Annotated in this window: 23 protein-coding genes and 3 pseudogenes; 18 read left to right on the top strand and 8 right to left on the bottom strand. The window is 61.5% G+C overall.

All coding sequences use genetic code 11. The annotated features are described in order from the left end of the window. Nucleotides 1-8 precede the first annotated feature (8 nt). Both ACFQ3C_RS18415 and ACFQ3C_RS18410 read right to left on the bottom strand, forming a co-directional pair. On the bottom strand, nt 9-713 hold the full coding sequence (locus tag ACFQ3C_RS18415) for an IS6 family transposase (protein WP_380795034.1): 705 nt from the start codon (nt 711-713) through the stop codon (nt 9-11). A 58-nt stretch (nt 714-771) separates the two neighbouring features. After that, nucleotides 772-1,142, bottom strand: a pseudogene (locus tag ACFQ3C_RS18410) (IS6 family transposase); the annotation flags it as partial. A 277-nt stretch (nt 1,143-1,419) separates the two neighbouring features. On the opposite strand from ACFQ3C_RS18410, the gene ACFQ3C_RS18405 reads away from it, so the two are divergent. From ACFQ3C_RS18405 to ACFQ3C_RS18355, 11 genes are all read left to right on the top strand, one after another. Then, nucleotides 1,420-1,752, top strand: coding sequence for a GYD domain-containing protein (locus tag ACFQ3C_RS18405; RefSeq protein WP_380795030.1), 333 nt, complete (start codon nt 1,420-1,422; stop codon nt 1,750-1,752). Between the two features lie 217 nt (nt 1,753-1,969). Then, nucleotides 1,970-2,395 carry an ester cyclase gene (locus tag ACFQ3C_RS18400; RefSeq protein ID WP_380795028.1) on the top strand — a complete coding sequence of 142 codons (426 nt, stop codon included), beginning with the start codon at nt 1,970-1,972 and terminating at the stop codon, nt 2,393-2,395. A gap of 229 nt (nt 2,396-2,624) precedes the next feature. Continuing rightward, nucleotides 2,625-3,275 (top strand): sulfotransferase family protein, encoded by a 651-nt coding sequence (locus ACFQ3C_RS18395; protein WP_380795025.1) that lies wholly within the window; start codon nt 2,625-2,627, stop codon nt 3,273-3,275. A 1-nt stretch (nt 3,276) separates the two neighbouring features. Next, nucleotides 3,277-3,660 (top strand): SgcJ/EcaC family oxidoreductase, encoded by a 384-nt coding sequence (locus ACFQ3C_RS18390; RefSeq protein ID WP_380795022.1) that lies wholly within the window; start codon nt 3,277-3,279, stop codon nt 3,658-3,660. Nucleotides 3,661-3,718: 58 nt separating this feature from the next. Then, a complete protein-coding gene (locus tag ACFQ3C_RS18385; RefSeq protein ID WP_380795019.1) occupies nt 3,719-3,850 on the top strand; it encodes a hypothetical protein in 132 nt (43 codons plus the stop codon). A gap of 98 nt (nt 3,851-3,948) precedes the next feature. Beyond that, nucleotides 3,949-4,350, top strand: a complete 402-nt coding sequence (locus ACFQ3C_RS18380) for a cupin (protein WP_380795017.1) — start codon at nt 3,949-3,951, stop codon at nt 4,348-4,350. Continuing rightward, nucleotides 4,347-4,778 carry an ester cyclase gene (locus ACFQ3C_RS18375; RefSeq protein WP_380795015.1) on the top strand — a complete coding sequence of 144 codons (432 nt, stop codon included), beginning with the start codon at nt 4,347-4,349 and terminating at the stop codon, nt 4,776-4,778. The genes ACFQ3C_RS18380 and ACFQ3C_RS18375 overlap by 4 nt, the downstream gene beginning before the upstream one ends. Nucleotides 4,779-4,800: 22 nt before the next feature. After that, nucleotides 4,801-5,139, top strand: a complete 339-nt coding sequence (locus tag ACFQ3C_RS18370) for a cupin domain-containing protein (protein WP_380795013.1) — start codon at nt 4,801-4,803, stop codon at nt 5,137-5,139. Between the two features lies 1 nt (nt 5,140). Beyond that, nucleotides 5,141-5,677: a GNAT family N-acetyltransferase gene (locus tag ACFQ3C_RS18365; protein WP_380795011.1), complete on the top strand. Its 537-nt coding sequence runs from the start codon at nt 5,141-5,143 to the stop codon at nt 5,675-5,677. After that, nucleotides 5,670-6,428 carry a gamma-glutamylcyclotransferase gene (locus ACFQ3C_RS18360; protein ID WP_380795008.1) on the top strand — a complete coding sequence of 253 codons (759 nt, stop codon included), beginning with the start codon at nt 5,670-5,672 and terminating at the stop codon, nt 6,426-6,428. Before ACFQ3C_RS18365 ends, ACFQ3C_RS18360 begins: the two co-directional genes overlap by 8 nt. Next, complete coding sequence (locus ACFQ3C_RS18355) at nt 6,425-7,489, top strand: dipeptidase (protein ID WP_380795005.1); 1,065 nt, start codon at nt 6,425-6,427, stop codon at nt 7,487-7,489. The genes ACFQ3C_RS18360 and ACFQ3C_RS18355 overlap by 4 nt, the downstream gene beginning before the upstream one ends. 201 nt (nt 7,490-7,690) lie before the next feature. On the opposite strand, the pseudogene ACFQ3C_RS18920 reads toward ACFQ3C_RS18355, so the two are convergent. After that, nucleotides 7,691-7,774: pseudogene (locus ACFQ3C_RS18920) on the bottom strand (IS6 family transposase); the annotation flags it as partial. Between the two features lie 494 nt (nt 7,775-8,268). Between ACFQ3C_RS18920 and ACFQ3C_RS18350 the strand changes: the two are divergent. Next, the gene (locus tag ACFQ3C_RS18350) at nt 8,269-8,793 is read left to right on the top strand and encodes a c-type cytochrome (RefSeq protein ID WP_380795002.1); all 525 of its coding nucleotides are present in this window, start codon (nt 8,269-8,271) and stop codon (nt 8,791-8,793) included. A gap of 84 nt (nt 8,794-8,877) precedes the next feature. Here ACFQ3C_RS18350 and ACFQ3C_RS18345 read toward each other — a convergent pair whose 3' ends face one another. Next, a complete protein-coding gene (locus tag ACFQ3C_RS18345) occupies nt 8,878-9,309 on the bottom strand; it encodes a DUF302 domain-containing protein (RefSeq protein WP_380795000.1) in 432 nt (143 codons plus the stop codon). 128 nt (nt 9,310-9,437) lie between these two features. On the opposite strand from ACFQ3C_RS18345, the gene ACFQ3C_RS18340 reads away from it, so the two are divergent. Continuing rightward, on the top strand, nt 9,438-10,358 hold the full coding sequence (locus tag ACFQ3C_RS18340; protein WP_380794997.1) for a ketopantoate reductase family protein: 921 nt from the start codon (nt 9,438-9,440) through the stop codon (nt 10,356-10,358). A gap of 198 nt (nt 10,359-10,556) precedes the next feature. Here the strand turns inward: ACFQ3C_RS18340 and ACFQ3C_RS18335 are convergent, their stop codons facing one another. After that, the gene (locus ACFQ3C_RS18335; protein WP_380794994.1) at nt 10,557-11,261 is read right to left on the bottom strand and encodes an IS6 family transposase; all 705 of its coding nucleotides are present in this window, start codon (nt 11,259-11,261) and stop codon (nt 10,557-10,559) included. Nucleotides 11,262-11,565: 304 nt separating this feature from the next. Further along, complete coding sequence (locus ACFQ3C_RS18330) at nt 11,566-11,937, bottom strand: SHOCT domain-containing protein (protein WP_380794991.1); 372 nt, start codon at nt 11,935-11,937, stop codon at nt 11,566-11,568. Between the two features lie 239 nt (nt 11,938-12,176). On the opposite strand from ACFQ3C_RS18330, the gene ACFQ3C_RS18325 reads away from it, so the two are divergent. From ACFQ3C_RS18325 to ACFQ3C_RS18305, 5 genes are all read left to right on the top strand, one after another. Next, complete coding sequence (locus tag ACFQ3C_RS18325) at nt 12,177-12,563, top strand: DUF302 domain-containing protein (RefSeq protein ID WP_380794988.1); 387 nt, start codon at nt 12,177-12,179, stop codon at nt 12,561-12,563. A gap of 1 nt (nt 12,564) precedes the next feature. Beyond that, a complete protein-coding gene (locus ACFQ3C_RS18320) occupies nt 12,565-13,224 on the top strand; it encodes a TVP38/TMEM64 family protein (RefSeq protein WP_380794985.1) in 660 nt (219 codons plus the stop codon). Between the two features lie 91 nt (nt 13,225-13,315). After that, nucleotides 13,316-15,649: a heavy metal translocating P-type ATPase gene (locus ACFQ3C_RS18315; RefSeq protein WP_380795075.1), complete on the top strand. Its 2,334-nt coding sequence runs from the start codon at nt 13,316-13,318 to the stop codon at nt 15,647-15,649. Between the two features lie 10 nt (nt 15,650-15,659). Then, a complete protein-coding gene (locus tag ACFQ3C_RS18310; RefSeq protein ID WP_380794983.1) occupies nt 15,660-16,271 on the top strand; it encodes a class I SAM-dependent methyltransferase in 612 nt (203 codons plus the stop codon). A 147-nt stretch (nt 16,272-16,418) separates the two neighbouring features. Next, nucleotides 16,419-16,862 (top strand): DUF411 domain-containing protein, encoded by a 444-nt coding sequence (locus ACFQ3C_RS18305; RefSeq protein WP_449329189.1) that lies wholly within the window; start codon nt 16,419-16,421, stop codon nt 16,860-16,862. A 265-nt stretch (nt 16,863-17,127) separates the two neighbouring features. Here the strand turns inward: ACFQ3C_RS18305 and ACFQ3C_RS18300 are convergent, their stop codons facing one another. Both ACFQ3C_RS18300 and ACFQ3C_RS18295 read right to left on the bottom strand, forming a co-directional pair. Further along, complete coding sequence (locus tag ACFQ3C_RS18300; RefSeq protein ID WP_380794979.1) at nt 17,128-17,757, bottom strand: glutathione S-transferase N-terminal domain-containing protein; 630 nt, start codon at nt 17,755-17,757, stop codon at nt 17,128-17,130. Nucleotides 17,758-17,854: 97 nt separating this feature from the next. After that, nucleotides 17,855-18,548: pseudogene (locus tag ACFQ3C_RS18295) on the bottom strand (IS6 family transposase). Between the last annotated feature and the right edge of the window lie 211 nt (nt 18,549-18,759).

The following is an 18,759-nucleotide window of genomic DNA, read 5'->3' as shown; positions in this document are numbered from 1 at the left end:
GCTGCCCCTTATGCCGCGCAAATACCGCGCCACTCGGCGAGAGCAACGGCGCGGTTGAGCTTAAAATTGGGTCGAGTTGAGAGGCTGCGTTCATGATTGAAGTGATTGCAGACGGAGGCGTGAACAGCGGCGAATTTCTGCAGACTTCGCATGCGCCGGAAGCGGAGCATGGCCCGTTCTCGTCGTCGAAAAGGCAGGTGCGAATTCTCTGCTCGATTGTTCAGCCAGCGACTGGTTTCTTGCCTGTGTGCTGCGCCAATCTCCTTCAGCGCCGCTCCGTACGAGCGTAGCAGGTCCGTGACGATCACCTCGGGCCGACCGTGTTTGCGCATTGTTTTCTTTAAGAATTTCAACGCAGCTTTCTTGTCACGTGTCTTTGTGACGAAGCTTTCCAGGACTTCGCCTTCATGATCGACAGCCCGCCATAGATAATGCCGCTCGCCGTTGATCTTCACGAAAACCTCGTCCAGATGCCACCGCCACCCGCTGGATTTCATGCCAGTAATCCGCCGTTTTCGTATCTCAGACGCAAACATCGGACCGAACCGATGCCACCAGAATCTAACAGCTTCATGGCTGACATCGATGCCGCGTTCGTGCAGCAAATCCTCCACATTGCGAAGGGACAGCGGGAACCGGACATACAGCATCACGGCAAGACGGATGATCTCCGGACTGGTTTTGAAGTAGCGGAATGGGGAGCGTTTTGTCATCTCGGCAAGCTATGAAACCGCCCTGCCCGCCTCAAGTGATTTTGCTCTGACAGAACCATGCTGTCTTATCACGCGCCTTCGTCACAAAGCTTTCCAGGACCTCACCGTCGTGATCCACGGCCCGCCACAGGTAGTGCCGCTCACCGTTGATCTTCACAAAAACCTCGTCCAGATGCCACCGCCAGCGGCTGGATTTCATCACCTCAATCCGCCTCTTTTTGATCTCTGCGGCGAACATTGGGCCGAACCGGTGCCACCAGAAACGGACGGTCTCGTGGCTCACGTCGACGCCACGCTCATGGAGCAAGTCTTCGACGTTCCGAAGCGAAAGCGGAAAGCGCACATACAGCATGACCGCCCGGCGGATGACGGATACTCAGGGCTGGTTTTGAAATACCGAATTGGGCTGCGTTTTGTCCGTCGTCGAATGATTTGGAACAGGCGGCTTGATTTTGGTCTGGAGGGCTCCGGCTCTTTTGGTTGACGTTATGCTGCTTGGCGCTGATGGATCAAGCGCCGGTTCTGGATGGTCTGAACCTTGCCATCAGGCTGTGCCAGAGCGCTGCGGTAGCATTCGCAAGATGAAGCGGATTTATATCTTTTTAGCGGCTCTTGTAGACGCCGCCTTGTCGAGCCGCCCAGCATGTGAAAGGGGACGAACGGCAATGCAATGGTGCCGCGGCCCCGTCTGAGGGAGGACCGCGCCATGCCATTTTATCTTTATCAACTGAGCTACTCCGCCGACGCCATCAAGAGCATGGTCGCCAATCCGAGCGATCGCGAAGCCGCAGCGCGCAAACTGGTCGAGGCGCTTGGCGGCAAGTTGCATCACCTGTTCTTTGCCTTTGGCCAGTACGACGTCGTCTGCCTGATCGAAGGCCCCGATGACACCTTCATGATGGCGGGTGCCGCCGCCGTCGCATCTGCTGGCACCGTTTCGGGCTCCGCGACGACGAAACTGATGACTTCGGCCGACGCAATGGCGGCGATGACGAAGGCGGGCGAGGTCACCGGTGCATACCAACCGCCGCATGGGTGAGTGGCTCCGAGGGGCCGGCACGGCATCGGTCGTACGGTCCTTTTCGGCCACCGCAACGCTGCGGGCTTAGCCACGCCCAAAGACGCCATCTCGCTGTGCTGAGTCCGCGCAGATCCACTTTAGAATTTTTTAGCCGGTGGTGTAGCGAGCGACGCGCAAACCGGCCCCATTGGAAAAAGCCGCCCCAGATCGCGGCCGCCTGACAGGGAGAGACACGATGAACAAGTCCATGACGATGACCGACACCGCCGCCGCGTTCTTCGACACCATCGAGACGGGCAAGGGCTGGGCCGCCTGCGCACCTTTCTGCGTGCCGGGTGCTACCTTTTCCTGCCAGTCCGACGCCCTGGCCGAGATTGGCACGATCGAGGCCTATGCCGGCTGGATGGAGGGTCTGCTGAAACTGGCGCCGGACGGCCATTATGAAATGAAAGCCTTCGCCGCCGACGAGGCGCGCGCCACGGTGCTGGGATTCGCGGTGTTTCACGGGACCCACACGGATGAGGGCGGACCGGTGCCGCCGACCGGGCGTAGCGTGGCAGCCGACTACGTCTATGCGATGGAGTTTGCGGGCCCGAAGATCAAGCACATGACCAAGATCTGGAACGACGCCCAGTCGATGCGCGCCCTCGGCTGGACCTGACGCCATCGGCGCGGGCGCACACGTCGGCGCCCCGGCGCTCGAGGGAGCGCAGGAGGAGCGCGCAGATGCCTACAAACACGGCCGGCAGCGGGAGTGCATCGACGAATACAACCAAGGCATGCTGATGTGTCACTCGTCCTTCCCCCGCTGCGCACCCAGCGCAGCCACGGCGACCCGTTTTACCTCGACCACTTCGAAAACAAGCGACAACAAGCAAGGAACCTACGCAATGACCCTTCAGATCATCGGCTCCGGCTTTGGCCGGACGGGAACCATGTCGACCAAGATGGCGCTGGAAGAACTGGGCTTCGGTCCCTGCCACCACATGGTCGAGGTCATGGGCAACCCAGACCAGCCCGCCCACTGGCATGCCCTTGCCGCGGAACATGATGTCGATTGGGCACAGGTTTTCGCGGGTTACACGTCGCAGGTCGATTTTCCCGGCGCGGCCTACTGGCAGGATATACTGACGGCCTTTCCCCACGCGAAGGTGATCCACACCGAGCGTCCGGAAGACGACTGGTGGGCCAGCTATTCCAAGACCATCGGCAAGTTCTTTGCGCATTACAAATCGCTTCCAGTGCCACCGCCCTTGATCGAATTGTTTGGAACCATGGAAATCCTGCTGGTCGACGGGGTGTTCGGCGGCCTTGATCGCGAAAGTTCGATCGCTGCCTATCGTCGCAATAACGAAAAGGTCCGTGCCACCATGCCAGCCGACCGGCTGCTGGTATTCACGCCATCAGATGGCTGGGAACCGCTCTGCCGCTTCCTCGATGTGCCGACGCCGGCCACTGCATTCCCCCGCAGCAATGCCCGCGATGAATTCTGGGCGATGTTCGGCGGCGAGCCTGCGGATGCCGAGCCGAAGGGGGCATGACATGACAATCGACATCCAAGCCATTGCCGGCGACTACACCGCCGCCTGGAACAGCGGCTCGGCCGAGGCCGTCGCGTCTTTCTACGCCGAGGACGGCGGCATCGTCATCAACCGGGGCACACCCTGGGAGGGGCGCCAGGGCGTCGCCGCGATGGCGGCGGGGTTCTTCGCCGATGTACCGGACCTGAACCTTGTCTGCGACGGGCTGCGCGTTGCGGGCAATCATGTCGTCTATCTGTGGACCTTCACCGGTCATCATTCAGAGACCCGCGAGCCGCTGCGGATCACCGGCTGGGAAGAATGGGACCTCGATGCCGGGGGCAAGGTCGCGGCCTCGCGCGGGTGGTTCGACGCCGAAGACTACGCCCGGCAGGTGGCGGGATGACGGGTACCGATCCGCCGACGGGATCGCCCCCACAAACCGCGAACAACAGGACACCGACATGACAACGGGAACATCACGGGCCGACGGCCGGCTCTGGACCGCGCGCGCGAGGGCTGACGCGCTGGAGGCCCAATACCGGCGCCGCGCCGAGGCCGGGATGCTCTACGGCTTCCTGCCCTTCGTGACGTAATCGCCACAAGACCCGCGGGCTGAGGCTACCGACACCCAGCCAGAAAGAGACATGCGAAAAAGCCGACACGAGGAGACAAAGATTTGCCCAACAACACCATGCTGGTTCTCCATCTGACCGAGGATACCGCCGGGTTTTCCCACTTTGCCGATCTCGCCGTCCCGCTGGACGCGGACGCCTTCGCCCCACCCGCACCCGCCATGCCAATCTCCGCCACCGAAGACGCGACCGGCCTGCTCTACCTGATCCTGCCGGCGGGTTGGGGCGGCGCGCAGCACCCTTCGCCACGAAGGCAGGTGGCGTTCTGCCTCTCGGGCCGGTTGCGGGTCGAGGCGGGTGACGGCGAGGTGCGAGAATTCGGTGCGGGCGCGATCTGGCGGATGGAGGATGTGGCGGGTGCAGGTCACACAACCACAGTTCTCGGAGATGACGATGTCCGCCTCGCGATTGTGCAACTGCCGCCACAGCCGGGCGACCCGACAGAGGAGGAAGCCAAATGAACAACATCGAAAAAATTGTCCGACAGTTCCACGAATCCTGGGATTTGCGCGATCCGGAACGTGGCGCCGCCGTCATCGCCCCGGATTGCCAGTTCGAGGATGTGGCGCGCGGCGAGTCGCAGATCGGCCCTGACGGTTATCGCGTGGACTATCACCGCTGGCGCGCGGCATTTCCGGATGGAGAGGTGAAAGTCGTCAACGTTATCACCGGAGGCGACGGACCCGATGGCTGGGCAGTCGTCGAGTTTCTCAATCGGGGCACTCAAAAGGGAGTCCTTCATTCGAGCCTCGGAGAGTTCCCGCCTTCGGGCCGCCGGATGGAAGTGCGCTATTGCTCGGTCATGCGGGTGCAGGACGGCAAGGTGGTCGAGGGCCGCGACTATTACGACAGCGCCAGCATCGCCCGCCAGCTTGGCTTGGTGGATTGACCGGACACGAAAGGATAAACCAATGCAACTGCCCGACTTCTTCGATGCGATGGCCGCACTCGACGTTCCCTTTCCCGAAACCGTCGTCACCTCCCATGCTGTTCGGTCGGAGGCGGGCTTGGTGGTTTTTTTCCACTTCCATCAGGACTTCAGCCTGCCGCCGCATGCGCACGGTCCGCAATGGGGCACCGTGGTCGCGGGCGAGGTTGCGATGACCATCGACGGGCAGACCCGCCGCCATGGTCCGGGGATGTGCTACGACATTCCCGCAGGTGTCGAACATGGTGTCGCCGTCAAGGCCGGCACCATCGTCATCGATGTCTTTGCCGAGGCCGACCGCTATCCGCTGAAGGCACGCTGAGGTGGCGGTCGATATCGCCCGCGCCGAGACGCCCGAAGACCTCGACGCAGCGCGGGCGTTGATCAGCGCCTTCTTTGCATGGGCCATGGAACATTTGGCCAAGGGCGAAAACCCGAAGCCGTCGGTCTTCGCCAACCTTGAAACCGAACTCGCCGGCCTGCCGGGACGCTTCGGCCCGCCCTCGGGCTGTTTGCTGCTGGCGCGGCTCGACGGGGCGCCGGTGGGCTGTGTCGCCTTCTACGGGCAGGACGCGACGACGATGGAGATCAAGCGCATGTTCGTGCGCCCCGATGCTTGGGGTCACGGGATCGGCGCGCAGATGCTGAACGTGCTGCTGACCGAGGCCGAGGCTGCCGGATACGTCCGCTACCGTCTGTCCACCCATCACGCACTGCACGCCGCCCAGTCACTTTACCGGCGCGCCGGATTTCGTGACGTGCCCGGCTCAACGGATTTTCCAGGCATCGTCGAAGGCGTCGACATCTGCATGGAAATGATACCGGTCCGCGAGACCAAAGAGGAGAGCCGCCTTGCCTGAACTGACCGACCCTTTTGCCCATCACCCTGAATTGCGCGCCCGGATTGCCGATCCTGAGACGTCTTTCTTTCGAACCTTCAGCGTTGAGGCGATCATCGCAGCAGACCCCCGACAGGAGGCGTTTCGCGATTGGGTCCATACCGACGCGCAGCGCGAGGCGATCCGGGCCGAGGCGCTGGCCGACCATTCGGGCGATCTGTGGATCTTCGGCTACGGGTCTCTGATGTGGGATCCGGCCATGCGCTTTGCCGAGGTGCGGCGCGCCCATGTCACGGGCCATGCCCGCCGCCTGATCCTCGTGGACACCAGGGGCGGCCGCGGCACCAAAGAGGCACCGGGCCTGTTCGCGACGCTGGATGCCGTCGAAGGGTGCGACGGGTGCGAGGGGCTGGCCTTTCGGATCGCGGCGGCGGATGTCGAGGCAGAGACCGAGATCCTGTTCCGGCGCGAGATGATCGCGCCCGGCTACCTCGCCCGGTTCGTCCCGGCCCGGATCGGCGATGCGGATATGCGCGTGTTGACCTTTGTCGCGGACCACGACGTGCCGGACGTGCGCTCCGATCTGACCTACGCGGAACAGGTCCGTTATATCGCCCATGGGGCGGGCGATCTTGGCACCAGCCGGGACTACCTTGCCAATATCGTCGGGCATTTCACGCATCTCGGGATCACCGATGCGCATTGCAGCGACCTGCTATCCGCGGTCGATGCCCACCTCGCCACCCTGACAAGCAAGGAAACTGCCCAATGACCGCGCCCATCCCCTTTTTCGACGGCCATAACGATTTCCTGCTGCGATTACTGAAAACCCCTGCCTCGCGCGAAGAGACCTGGCTGGGCACGGCTGGCCGCGGCCATCTGGACCTCGCGCGGATGAAGGCCGCGGGCTTTGCGGGCGGGCTGTTCGCAATCTTCGTCCCACCTGCGTCCGACGGCCCACCGCCTGACTTCAAGGCGCTGATGGCCGATCCGCCCTACGCCCTGCCGATGCCGCCCGAAATGGCACATCCGCAAGCCCAACCAGACGCGCTGGCCATGGCGGGGCTGTTGCACTGGATGGAACGTGCAGCACCCGATGATTTCCGGGTCTGCCGAACGGTGGCCGAGATACGCGCGGCAATGGCGCAAGGCGTCATCGCGGGCGTGATGCACATGGAGGGGGCCGAGGCGATCGGCCCAGACCTCGACGCGCTCTACCTGTTCCACGACATGGGCCTGCGCTCGCTCGGTCCGGTCTGGAGCCGACCGACGATCTTCGGTCACGGCGTTCCGATGGCCTTTCCGGGAAGCCCTGACACCGGGCTGGGCCTCACCGGGTCGGGCCTTGATCTGGTGCGCCTCTGCGATGAATTGGGCATCGTGATCGATCTGTCGCATCTGAACGAAAAGGGCTTCGACGATGTGGCCGGTGTCTCTTCAGCCCCACTGGTGGCCACGCATTCCAACGCTCATGCGCTGTGTGACAGCCCGCGCAACCTGACCGACCGGCAATTGCACATGATCCGCGAGCGCGGTGGCATGGTGGGGTTCAACTTCGCGACCTTCTACCTGAACGTCGATGGCACGGCGGACACGGGCACCGGGTGGGACGTGATGCTGCGCCACCTCGATTATCTGATCGCGCAGGTGGGCGAGGATCACGTCGGGCTCGGGTCGGACTTCGACGGTTGTGTCCTGCCTGACCTGATCGGCGACGTCACAGGCGTACAGCGCCTGTTCGACGCAATGGCCGCGCACGGCTACGACGCTCAGCTGATCGCGAAGCTGGCGCGCGAGAACTGGCTTGCCTGTCTCGACCGGTGCATGAACTGATGTCCAGCCTGAAGCATCCGCCCATCGTCCCGCCCCTGCACCTCACCCGCACCCTTGTCGACCGGCTGCCGCCGCGCGTCGATGAACGCGGGCAGGTGATGCTCGAGGATCCCCCGCCGGAGTTCTACCACCGGACTGCGGCTGGGATGGTGCTGTCAGAGGAATTCGAACCAGTCTCCGAATGGACAGTAACACTGCCCCTTATGCAGCGCCGAGACAGCGCCACTCGGCGAGAGCAGCGGCGCGTTTGAGCTTGAAATTGGGTCGAGTTGAGAGGCTGCGTTTTGTCATCCGGCGAGGCTATGCCCCCCTGCCCGTCTCAAGCCGGTTTCCTCTGACAAGACCCAAAAGTGACTTCCCTGATATCGGCCAGGCTCAGCGTCGCTTTCTGACTTCGTAAAAAATGGCCGCGACGAGCGCGGCCAGAGTCCAACAGGGAGGTAAGGAGACTTAAGCGTTTCCAAGGAAGAGTTTCACACACAACTATGCATAATGCTATCCGAGCCCCATTCGCTCGCGCAAAGATGTGCTTTTCGCGCTTCACCAGCATTTTAGTCACATGCGTTTCACAGTTCGACTGCAGCGTGCCTCCGACCACGAGCGATTTGATCATCCGGCATCAGATCGCCGAAGGCATCTCCAGCGAGCTTTTTCCAGTGTCGTTTTGGTCGTTTGGGATAACACTTCTCCCCGTGCCCAGCACCATCGCTCTCTGCTCAAATCTGTTCCGAAGTTGTGCTAGGGTTAGAATGAAATCGAAAGATCAGGGAGGAGTCGTGATGAAAGCCTTACCAGTGATCGGAATGCTTGCGGTTTTGTCAGGCTCAATTGTCTTCGCACATGAAAATGCCACAGGTGTCGTGAAGGAACGCATGGAGTCGATGGAGCGCTTCGAGGAATTGATTGAGCGCGTTTTTGCGATGATGCATGGTGAATTGGGTTACGACGCGGATGCCGTGCGGCGGGCGGCAACTGAGATTCGCGACGGCGCAGGCAGGCACATGACGGCGCTCTTTCCCGAGGGTTCCGGAGGTTCGCCAAGCGAAGCACGCGCAGAGATTTGGCGAGACTTCGACCAATTCGAAGACTACGCCTTTATGCTTGCGAGCTGGTCAAACGAGCTTGCTGAAAATGCGAGCGGAAAGCCGAGCGGGGCTTTGCCGAAGCGTTGGGAAGACGCTGAGATGGGGCCCGGCATGATGCAGGGTGGCGGTATGATGAGGCAAGGTGGCCCTGTGTTCGCCGCTTGGCATGTCGCAGCCACCTGCAATGCCTGCCACTCAGACTTCCGCAAAGAAGACTGATCTCGAAAGACGAGGTCAGGTTCAAAAGGACCATCCCGCGAAACAGGTGATGAATCGCGGGATGGGTTCATCTGACTTCACCAATTACTTGCCGACAGCCTCGCGGGCGATCTCGTCCAGCAGTGTTTGGACTTCCTGCATCGGTCCCTCTGGAAAATCCCTGAACCCCACCATGACTTCATCACCGGTGTCTGCCACGAAAATCCCGTAAGGGCAGAAGGCGATGTTCATGATATCCGCTTCCATGACGCTGCGCGAAGTCGTGGCCGAGCAGAACAGAAAGACATCTGCGTTTTCGAAGAGTTCGACATCGCTGCCGACATCCGCGCCCGTTCTGGCAAGCATCGCGCCAACGTGGCTGACGTAATCGACGACGAGGCCTCTGCCGATTATGGCGTTTTCCACGGCGAACGCCGTATCCTCAAAATTGGCGTCACTTGAATAAGTCGTGATGTCCTGTGCAAATGCGGCGCCCGCAGTTGTCAGGGCGACGAGGATTGCAGAAAGAGTTTTCATTTTATCCTCCCAGCTTAAGGTGGCTGCAGGATACCACGTTTGCGGTGACGGGTCATGTTGTGTGCTGTCGCTTGAAGCCGGGCTCAGTGTTATTCTTCGTTCAATGACTTCAGGCAAAGGAGGCTCATATGCGTATTGCGACGATGGCGACTGGTGGAATTGGTGGCTTCTTGGCCGTCAGGTTGGCCAAGGCCGGACACGACGTGGCAACGATCGCCCGAGGGCAGCATCTTCAGGCAATTCGCGAAAAAGGCCTGACCCTGGACGGCCCGTCTGGCGTGGAAGTCGTGCAGCCCTGGATTGCCACCGACGACCCCTCCGAGGTCGGCGAGGTCGATGCGATCATTTTCGGCGTGAAAGGAGATGCCCTCGAAAGTGCCGCCAAAGCCTGTCTACCGATGATCGGGCCACAGACAATCGTTGTTCCCTTTCTCAATGGGGTCGAAGCTGCGGATCGGTTGCTGGACATCCTTCCGGAAGAGAACGTCGCAAACGGTATGGCGCAGGTATCGACGACCATCGCCTCACCGGGTGTCATCAAGCAAACCGGCGAATTCAACACCTTCACCTTTGCCGAGCGTGACAGTCGCCCGTCCGCGCGCATCGATGCACTCCGCAAAGCCATAAACGATGCGGGCTCCAACGCGCCGGAAACGGACGATATCGAACGGGATGTCTGGTCGAAATTCGTGCTCTTCTCGGCCGTGTCCGGCGTCACGGCCGCTGGCCGGTGCACAATCCAGGATATCGTGACCATTCCGCAATTGGGCGAGCTGTTTCGGCGGGTGGTCGCGGAAACCGCAGCGATCGGCCGGGCCATGGGCGTCGCGCTCAGCGCGGATATCGAGGAGAAGACCTGGACCACGGCAAACACACTCCCGCCGGCGATGCGCGCGTCTACAGCTATCGATCTGGAAAAGGGTCTGCCGCTTGAAATCGAATGGATTTCAGGAGCCGCAGCACGGCTCGCGAAAAAGGTCGCGATAGACGCGCCGGCGAATGAAGCGCTCTACGCGATCCTACTGCCGCATAAACAGGGGAAGCACTGACCGGTGCTTGGTTGTGATCAAGATGTTCGCCAGGGGCTCTGGGGGGGGCGCACAGGGCGCGTCTGAATGGCTCTGTTGCACAAATCCCGTTAGGGATTCATCTCGTGAATCCAGCGTGGTAGCTGGGTTTCATGATCAGACCCAAACCGGTGCTGTCAGACTAATTCGCCAATCTCAGCTTGGACAGTGACGCTGTCCTTACGCCACGCAAAGACCACGCCACTCGGCGAGAGCGGCGGCACGGTTGAGTTTGAAATTGGGTCGAGTTGAGAGACTGCGTTCCTGATTGAAGTGATTATAGACAGAAGCGTGAACGGCGGCGAATTTCTGCAAACTTCGCATGCGCCTGAAACGAAGCATCGCCCTCTCCCTTCGTCGAAACGGCAAGTGCGAATTTTCAGCCCTGTTGTTCGCCCACCGGCCAGTTTCCTGGCGATCTGCTGCACCGATCTGCTTCAGCGCCGCGCCATACGATCGCAACCGGTCCGTGACGATAACCTCTGGGCGACCATGCTTACGCATTGCTTTCTTCAGGAATTTTAACGCCGCTGTCTTATCACGCGTCTTCGTCACAAAGCTTTCCAGGACCTCGCCTTCGTGATCCACGGCCCGCCACAGGTGGTGCCGCTCACCGTTGATCTTCACGAATACCTCGTCCAGATGCCAGCGCCAGCGGCTGGATTTCATCACCTCAATCCGCCTCTTTTTGATCTCTGCGGCGAACATTGGGCCGAACCGGTGCCACCAGAAACGGACGGTCTCGTGGCTCACGTCGACGCCACGCTCATGGAGCAAGTCTTCGACGTTCCGAAGCGAAAGCGGGAACCGCACGTACAGCATGACCGCCAGGCGGATGATCTCAGGGCTGGTTTTGAAATACCGAAATAGGCTGCGTTTTATCATCCGGCGAGGCTATGAAACCGCCGTGCCCGTCTCAAGCTGGTTTCCTCTGACAAGACCAGAGGCGCGTTTGTCCCTGCGCAAAAGCGCGTCGGACCGGTGTTTGGGACAGGACGCCAGCGGTCAGGATCGCAGCGGAGGTCGAAGTCAGGAACTGGCGTCTCTTCATGGTGATCTTTCAAGGCTTGGTTGGAAGAGCGGCCATGGCAATTTCTTCTGTGGCTGCGGGGTTTGACGGAACACGAAACAGAAACCCCGGCAGACGCCGGAGTATCGCGTATCCTGAAAGGACACGACGCGTCGCGGATCAGTCTGCCAGCAGCTTCTTACGCTCAGCGAACTCAGTCGAGTCGATCTCGCCCTTGGCATAACGCTCCTTCAGAAGAGCCAAGGCACGATCGTGCGTGGCGTGACTGCTTACGGCGGGCCCGGCCACACCGGACAGGCGCAGGAGGTATATGATCCCAGCAACGATCCCGACGACGATCAGGATCATGAAGATCGGCCCAAGGACCATTCCGAAGCCTCCCCACTGGCTGCCGCCCCACATCATGTCATGGCCATGATAGTACAGGCCGTTTCGCTCCAGGATTTCCCCGACCTGCGCCTGCGCCGACGTAGCAGCCACGCACAGCGCGCCCACCAAGCTCGGAACAATCGCCCTATTCCTGAATTCCATCCTTTGACTCCCTTGGCATTGCATCGACGACGACCACTTGCTGAATGCAACATAAGGGAAGAACGACGCGCAGGCCCTGATCTACATCAAGACGGCAGCGACCAAATACTGTAGCATGCTCCGGAGATGCGCAGTCGTGGATTCCGGAACGAAATCTCTGATTTGGCCGCGCAAGGCCGATTTCGGTGTGGCTTCGCCAGATCAGCGTGTTCCAAACCCAACAATAAGGATACCTTTCAGTGAGCTACACGATCAATCACATGTTCAACGACGCCAAGTTCGAGGACATCGATGCCCGCACTCGCAAAGCCCTTGCGGACCATGGTTTCGGTGTCCTGACCGAGATCGACGTCGAGGCGACGATGAAGAAGAAGCTGGATGTCGAGATGCGGGCCTATCGCATCCTCGGCGCCTGCAATCCGAAGATGGCGCATCAGGCCATCGGGATCGAACCTCGGGTGGGCGCAATGCTGCCCTGCAATGTCATCCTGCGGGAGATCGAGGATGGCGTCGAGGTCAGCGCCGTCGATCCGGTCGCGTCGATGCAGGCGATCGAGAACAGCGAACTTACGGCTGTTGCGGGTCAGGTCCGAGACCTTCTCGCGAAGGCCGTTGCCTCGATCTGAGGTGGGGTTGCGCGCAATCATCCTAATGGTAATGGCGATCCTCGGGATCGCCGTTCTCGGTACTTGGCTGTTCGCGCCTTCTGCTTTCGACCAGGCACGCGGCATGATGGACGGCGAACGCCTGGAGATGCTGGTGGCACGCGCTGGCCTCTGGGGGCCGGTCGTGATCATCACGCTCATGACCCTTGCGGTCGTGGCGAGCCCGATCCCGAGCGCGCCCATCGCGCTGGCGGCCGGTGCGGCCTACGGACATCTCTGGGGGTCCGTGCAGGTCGTGATCGGCGCGGAGCTCGGGGCACTGATCGCGTTCGGTCTCGCGAGAGTTCTGGGGCATGATGTTCTGCGACGGATCTTTGGTGACCGCGTCGATTCCGGGCTACTTGGGTCGCAGGCCGCGTTGACGGCGGCGGTTTTCGCCAGCCGCCTGATGCCATTCGTGTCTTTCGACATGATCAGCTACGCTGCGGGGCTTAGCCGCCTGCACGCCTGGCGGTTCGCCCTCGCCACGCTGGCCGGCATCATTCCGGCAAGCTTCCTGCTCACACATTTCGGAGGCGAGGCGGTCAGCGGGGACCTCGGGCGGGCGACATGGGCGGTGCTTGGCCTCGGCCTGGTCACCGGATTGCCGCTGCTTTGGGTGGCGATGCGGAGAAGGCCTTAAGAAGGCGCTCGCGATCACCATTGAAAAGCGCTTGAGCTTCCAACGGCTGGAGGCCGCAAGCTGCAAAGAGACAACGAAAGGCTGGCACCTCATGGAGCAGGATCATAATCACGCGGCGCCCGACATCCCGGCGGGAGCAGAGACGGTCAAGGATCCGGTCTGCGGGATGACGGTCGCGGTCAAGCCCGAGGGGCGGCACGCAGCGTTCCAAGGCGAGACGTTTCATTTCTGCTCGGAGAAGTGCCAGACGAAATTCAAGGCGGATCCGTGGTTCTATGCCTCGGGTCGCGCCGCCGGGCAGAAGAAGGCCGCACCGGCTAACGTCCAGTACACCTGCCCGATGCATCCCGAGATCGTCCGCGACGCACCGGGATCCTGCCCAATCTGCGGCATGGCGCTGGAACCGATGGTGCCGTCGGACGAGCCCAGCGAGGAGCTGACCGACTTCACGCGGCGGATGTGGATTTCCGCCGCGGCGGCGGTGCCGCTCATCATCCTGACGATGGGTGAACTGGTCGCGCTGCCGGTGCGCGACTGGATCGGCCACCAGATCGCAAGCTATCTCGAGTTCCTGCTGGCCACGCCCATCGTGCTCTGGGCGGCGCGGCCATTCTTCAAGCGCGGCTGGGAGTCGGTGATGAACCGGTCGGCCAACATGTGGACGCTGATCAGTCTCGGCGTGGGTGCAGCCTATCTCTATTCGATCGTCGCCACCTTCCTGCCGGGTGTGTTTCCGGAACAGTACCGGATGGGTCACGGCGTCGGCACCTATTTCGAGGCGGCGGTGGTGATCGTGGCGCTGGTGTTTGTCGGCCAGGTGCTGGAACTGCGGGCGCGAGAACGCACCGGCGACGCAATCCGCGCGCTGCTGGACCTTGCGCCCAAGACCGCGCGGCGGATCCTGCCAGACGGGTCGGAATACGACGCGCCGCTGGACAACATCATGGCGGGAGATCGGCTGCGTGTGCGGCCAGGCGATGCGGTTCCGGTCGACGGGACGGTCATCGAGGGCCGCTCGTCGCTGGACGAGAGCATGCTGACCGGCGAGTCGATGCCTGTCGAAAAGGGCCCGGGCGATGCGGTGACCGGTGCCACGATCAACAAGAACGGCAGCCTTGTGATCGAGGCGGGCAAGGTCGGTTCCGACACCGTCCTTGCGCAGATCGTCGCGATGGTGTCGAACGCGCGACGGTCCCGCGCTCCCATTCAGGGTTTGGCGGACCGGGTGTCGGCAGTTTTTGTGCCAACCGTTGTCGCCATCGCCATTGTCGCCTTCGTTGTCTGGCTGATCTTCGGCCCAGAACCCGCGCTGGTCTTCGCCATCGCATCTGCCGTGTCAGTGTTGATCATCGCCTGCCCCTGCGCGCTTGGCCTTGCGACGCCGATCTCCATCACAACGGCAGCGGGGCGCGGCGCGCAGCCGGGCGTGCTGATCAAGGACGCCGAGGCGCTGGAGCGTATGGCGGGTGTCGATACGCTCATCGTTGACAAGACCGGCACGCTGACCATGGGCAAGCCGAAGCTGACGGACGTTGTGGCGCTTGGCGACATCACCGAGACCGACCTGCTGTCGCTGGCCGCAGCGCTGGAGCGCGGTTCGGAGCATCCGCTGGCAGAGGCGATCGTCGAGGGAGCCGAGGCGCAGAGGGCCCCGCGTCAGGAGGCCACGGACTTCGAAGCCGTCACCGGAAAGGGCGTGCGCGGCAAGGTTGATGGCCGTGCGGTGGCCCTCGGCAATGCGGCGATAATGCAGGAAATGGGGCTCGACTCCGCGCGGGCCGAGGCAAAAGCCGACGCCCTGCGCACTGAGGGCAAGACGGCCATGTTCATCGCGGTTGATGGGGCGCTGGCGGGCATCGTGGCGGTGGCCGACCCGATCAAGGACTCGACCACGCAGGCGATCACGGAACTCCACGCCCAAGGGCTCCGCGTCATCATGGCGACGGGCGACAACGAACGCACGGCGCAGGCGGTTGCGGGTAAGCTAGGCATCGACGAGGTGCGCGCGGGCATCTTGCCCGAGGCCAAGAAGGACCTGATCGACCAGCTGCGCCGTGAGGGCCACAAGATCGCCATGGCAGGTGATGGCGTGAACGATGCGCCTGCGCTGGCCGCCGCCGATGTCGGCATCGCCATGGGCACCGGGGCGGACGTGGCGATGGAAAGCGCCGGCATCACCCTGCTGGGCGGTGACCTCATGGGCATCGTCCGGGCCCGCAAGCTGGCCCGCGCCACCTTGCGCAACATCAAGCAGAACCTGTTTTTTGCCTTCGCCTACAATTCCCTTGGCGTGCCGATCGCGGCGGGGCTGCTCTACCCCATCACTGGGCTTCTGCTCTCGCCGATGATCGCCGCGGCCGCGATGAGCCTGTCCTCGGTCTCGGTGATTTCCAACGCGCTGCGGCTGCGGCGGGTCGATCTGTGAGGAACTGAGAATGGGTAGCGAACCGAACCGCTGGGAAGACGTCTACCAGAGCAAGGGCGAGGCCGAGACGAGCTGGTTTGAGGATCGTCCGCAGGTCTCGCTCGACCTGATCGCGGCGTCAGGGGCGACCCACGATGCCGCCATCGTCGATGTTGGCGCCGGGGCGTCGCGGCTGGTGGATTGCCTGCTGGAACTAAGCTTTCACCGGATCACCGTGCTAGACCTGTCGGAGACGGCGCTGGCAAAGGCCCGCGCTCGACTGCCCGACGATGCGCCCGTCGAATGGGTTGTGGCGAACGTCCTGGAATGGCAACCATCCGGGCAATTCGATGTCTGGCATGACCGAGCTGCGTTCCACTTCCTGACCGCTGCCGCCGATCAGGAAGCATATCTGCGGGTCATGGATCGGGCTCTTATCCCCGGCGGTCATGCAATCATTGGCACCTTTGCGCCGGATGGCCCAGAAAAATGCAGCGGACTTCCGGTTGCCCGCTATGACGCGGCTCTTCTCACGGAACGGCTGGGTCCGGACTACCAGTTGATCCGGTCGCTCATCCACGATCACCACACACCTTGGGGCAGTGTGCAGCGGTTCCATTTCGGCCTGTTCAAGAAGAGCTGAGAACTTGAAACTCCGGTAGAACGCACAAGCTTCTCCGGTCGACAGACGTTAATGAGAAAACTAGCGGTTCGGCAGGGATTTTCTCAACCGAACCGATCCAACGAAGGAGATGTCTTCATGCAGTCCAAGATTTCGCGCCGCGGGTTGATGCTTTGCGCTGGTGCTGCTTCGGTCGCAGCCGTGGTCCCTGCGATGGCAGAAGTCAGGCCAGCGATTCATGTCCTCAAGGACCCCAATTGTGGATGCTGCACGGCATGGGTGGAGATCTTGCAGTCAGAAGGGTTCGACGTGACCGTCGAGCCGAGCATGGGAACGCTGCTCGCCCGCTATAAGCTCGACAACGGCATCCCGCAGGAGATGATCTCCTGCCACACCGGCAGTATCGACGGCTATGTGATCGAGGGTCATGTTCCTGTTGCCGACATTCGCCGTCTGCTGGATGAACGCCCCGACGCGGTCGGGCTGGCTGTGCCTGGAATGCCGTATGGATCGCCAGGCATGGGCCCTGAAAGCGAACGCGAGGCGTATGTTGTCCACCTAATCCACAGGGACGGGACGACGGAACCCTTCTCGAACTACGAGGCATCCTAGCTTCCAAGTTGCTTTCGCGAAGGTTCTGCTCGGCTGTGTCCTGGGCGGTGCTCGCCGCGGGCCTTGTTGCCTTCTCACAGTTGGGACGCCCAGCGGGGATAGTCGGTGTCAACGACGAAAGGATGCGTGTGCCGACGCACACCCTGAAGGTGCGGGTGATTTCGGGGCTGGTTTTGAACCACTTGTACGGCCGTTCTTTGGCTACGACGGCAGGGTAGAGCGGTCAGCACCCCGTCTCAAGCGGAGTTACTCTGACAAGCCCGGCTCAACGCATCGGAGAGATAGTCTGCGAAATCGGTCGCGAACGGCAGAAAGACGGGCGGGTTTCGACCCGATCCGAAAACTCGCTGAGCGCCGGATAACCTGACCGCCAGTCGAAATCGGGCAATCGCAGATCCAGATAGGCCAGTGTGGCCCCTGCCGCGACATCGGCCAGCGTGATCTGCGCATTGCCGAACTGGCTGTCCGTCGTCAGCAGCCGGTGCAGTTCGGCAGTGCCGCGTTCCACCTTGCGCTGCTGGCGCGCTATCCAATCGGCGCTCTGCAACTCCGTGGCCCGCGCCCGTTCGAGGACGATCAGCACGACGGCGTCGCAGATGCCGTCCGCCAGCGCTTCGATTTGCTTTACGGCGATCCGTGCGGCGGGCTCTTCGGGAAAGAAGCGCGGCGCGACGTTGAGCGTTTCGACATATTCGGCGATCACGCGGCTGTCATAGAGCACGCTGCCATCGTCCAGCCACAGGACCGGCACCTGCCCCAGCGGATTGGCCTGCCGTGCCGCGGCGTTCTCGGTCCACGGGTTGTCCACGATCTCTTCGACGTCCAGCCCCTTTTCATGCAGCATGATCCGGATCTTGCGGGCGTAGGGGCTTGGCGTTGCGATCAGAAGCTTCAAATCAATTTCTCCAGGATCACTGATAGCAGTTTAAGTTCGGCGTCGGATGCTGTCATACGAATTCGAACCATCTCCGAATGGACAGTGACGCTGCCCCTTATTTAACGCAGAGGCCACGCCACTCGGCAATAGCAGCGGCGCAAATTCGTTCGAGTTGAGAGGCTGCGTTCCTGATTGAAGTGATTATAGACGGAAGCGTGAACGGCGGCGAATTTCTGCAAACTTCGCATGCGCCGGAAACGCAACATCGCCCTCTCCCGTCGTCGAAACGGCAAGCGCGAATTTTCAGCCCTGTTGTTCGCCCACCGGCCAGTTTCCTGGCGATCTGCTGCACCGATCTGCTTCAGCGCCGCGCCGTACGATCGCAACCGGTCCTTGACGATAACCTTCGGGCGACCATGCTTACGCATTGCTTTCCTTAGGAATTTCAACAATGCTGTCTTATCACGCGCCTTCGTCACAAAGCTTTCCAGGACCTCACCGTCGTGATCCACGGCCCGCCACAGGTAGTGCCGCTCACCGTTGATCTTCACAAAAACCTCGTCCAGATGCCACCGCCAGCAGCTGGATTTCATCCCCTCAATCCGCCTCTTTTTGATCTCTGCGGCGAACATCGGGCCGAACCGGTGCCACCAGAAACGGACGGCCTAGTGGCTCACGTCGACGCCACGCTCATGGAGCAAATCTTCAACGTTCCTAAGCGAAAGCGGGAAGCGCACGTACAGCATGACCGCCAAGCGGATGATCTCAGGGCTGGTTTTGAAATACTGAAATGGGCTGCGTTTTGTCATCCGGCGAGGCTATGCAACCGCTTTGCCCGTCTCAAGCTGGTTTCCTCTTACAGTACCCGTCACTAAAGTTCACCAAGCAGCGTTCCGGCATCCAGCAGGTCAGGCGTTCCAAAGCCCTCGCTAAATGACGCATAGACTGGGCGCAGTAGGTCCGCAGCCTGATCCTTTTCGCCGCGCCCTGCCAGAAGGGCCGCCAGATCCGTGGCAGCGC

Origin of the sequence: Seohaeicola saemankumensis (assembly GCF_042678485.1) — a bacterium.
GTDB lineage: Bacteria > Pseudomonadota > Alphaproteobacteria > Rhodobacterales > Rhodobacteraceae > Seohaeicola > Seohaeicola saemankumensis.
Note: the sequence above shows the minus strand (reverse complement) of the source record. Positions and strands in the feature narration are given on the sequence as shown.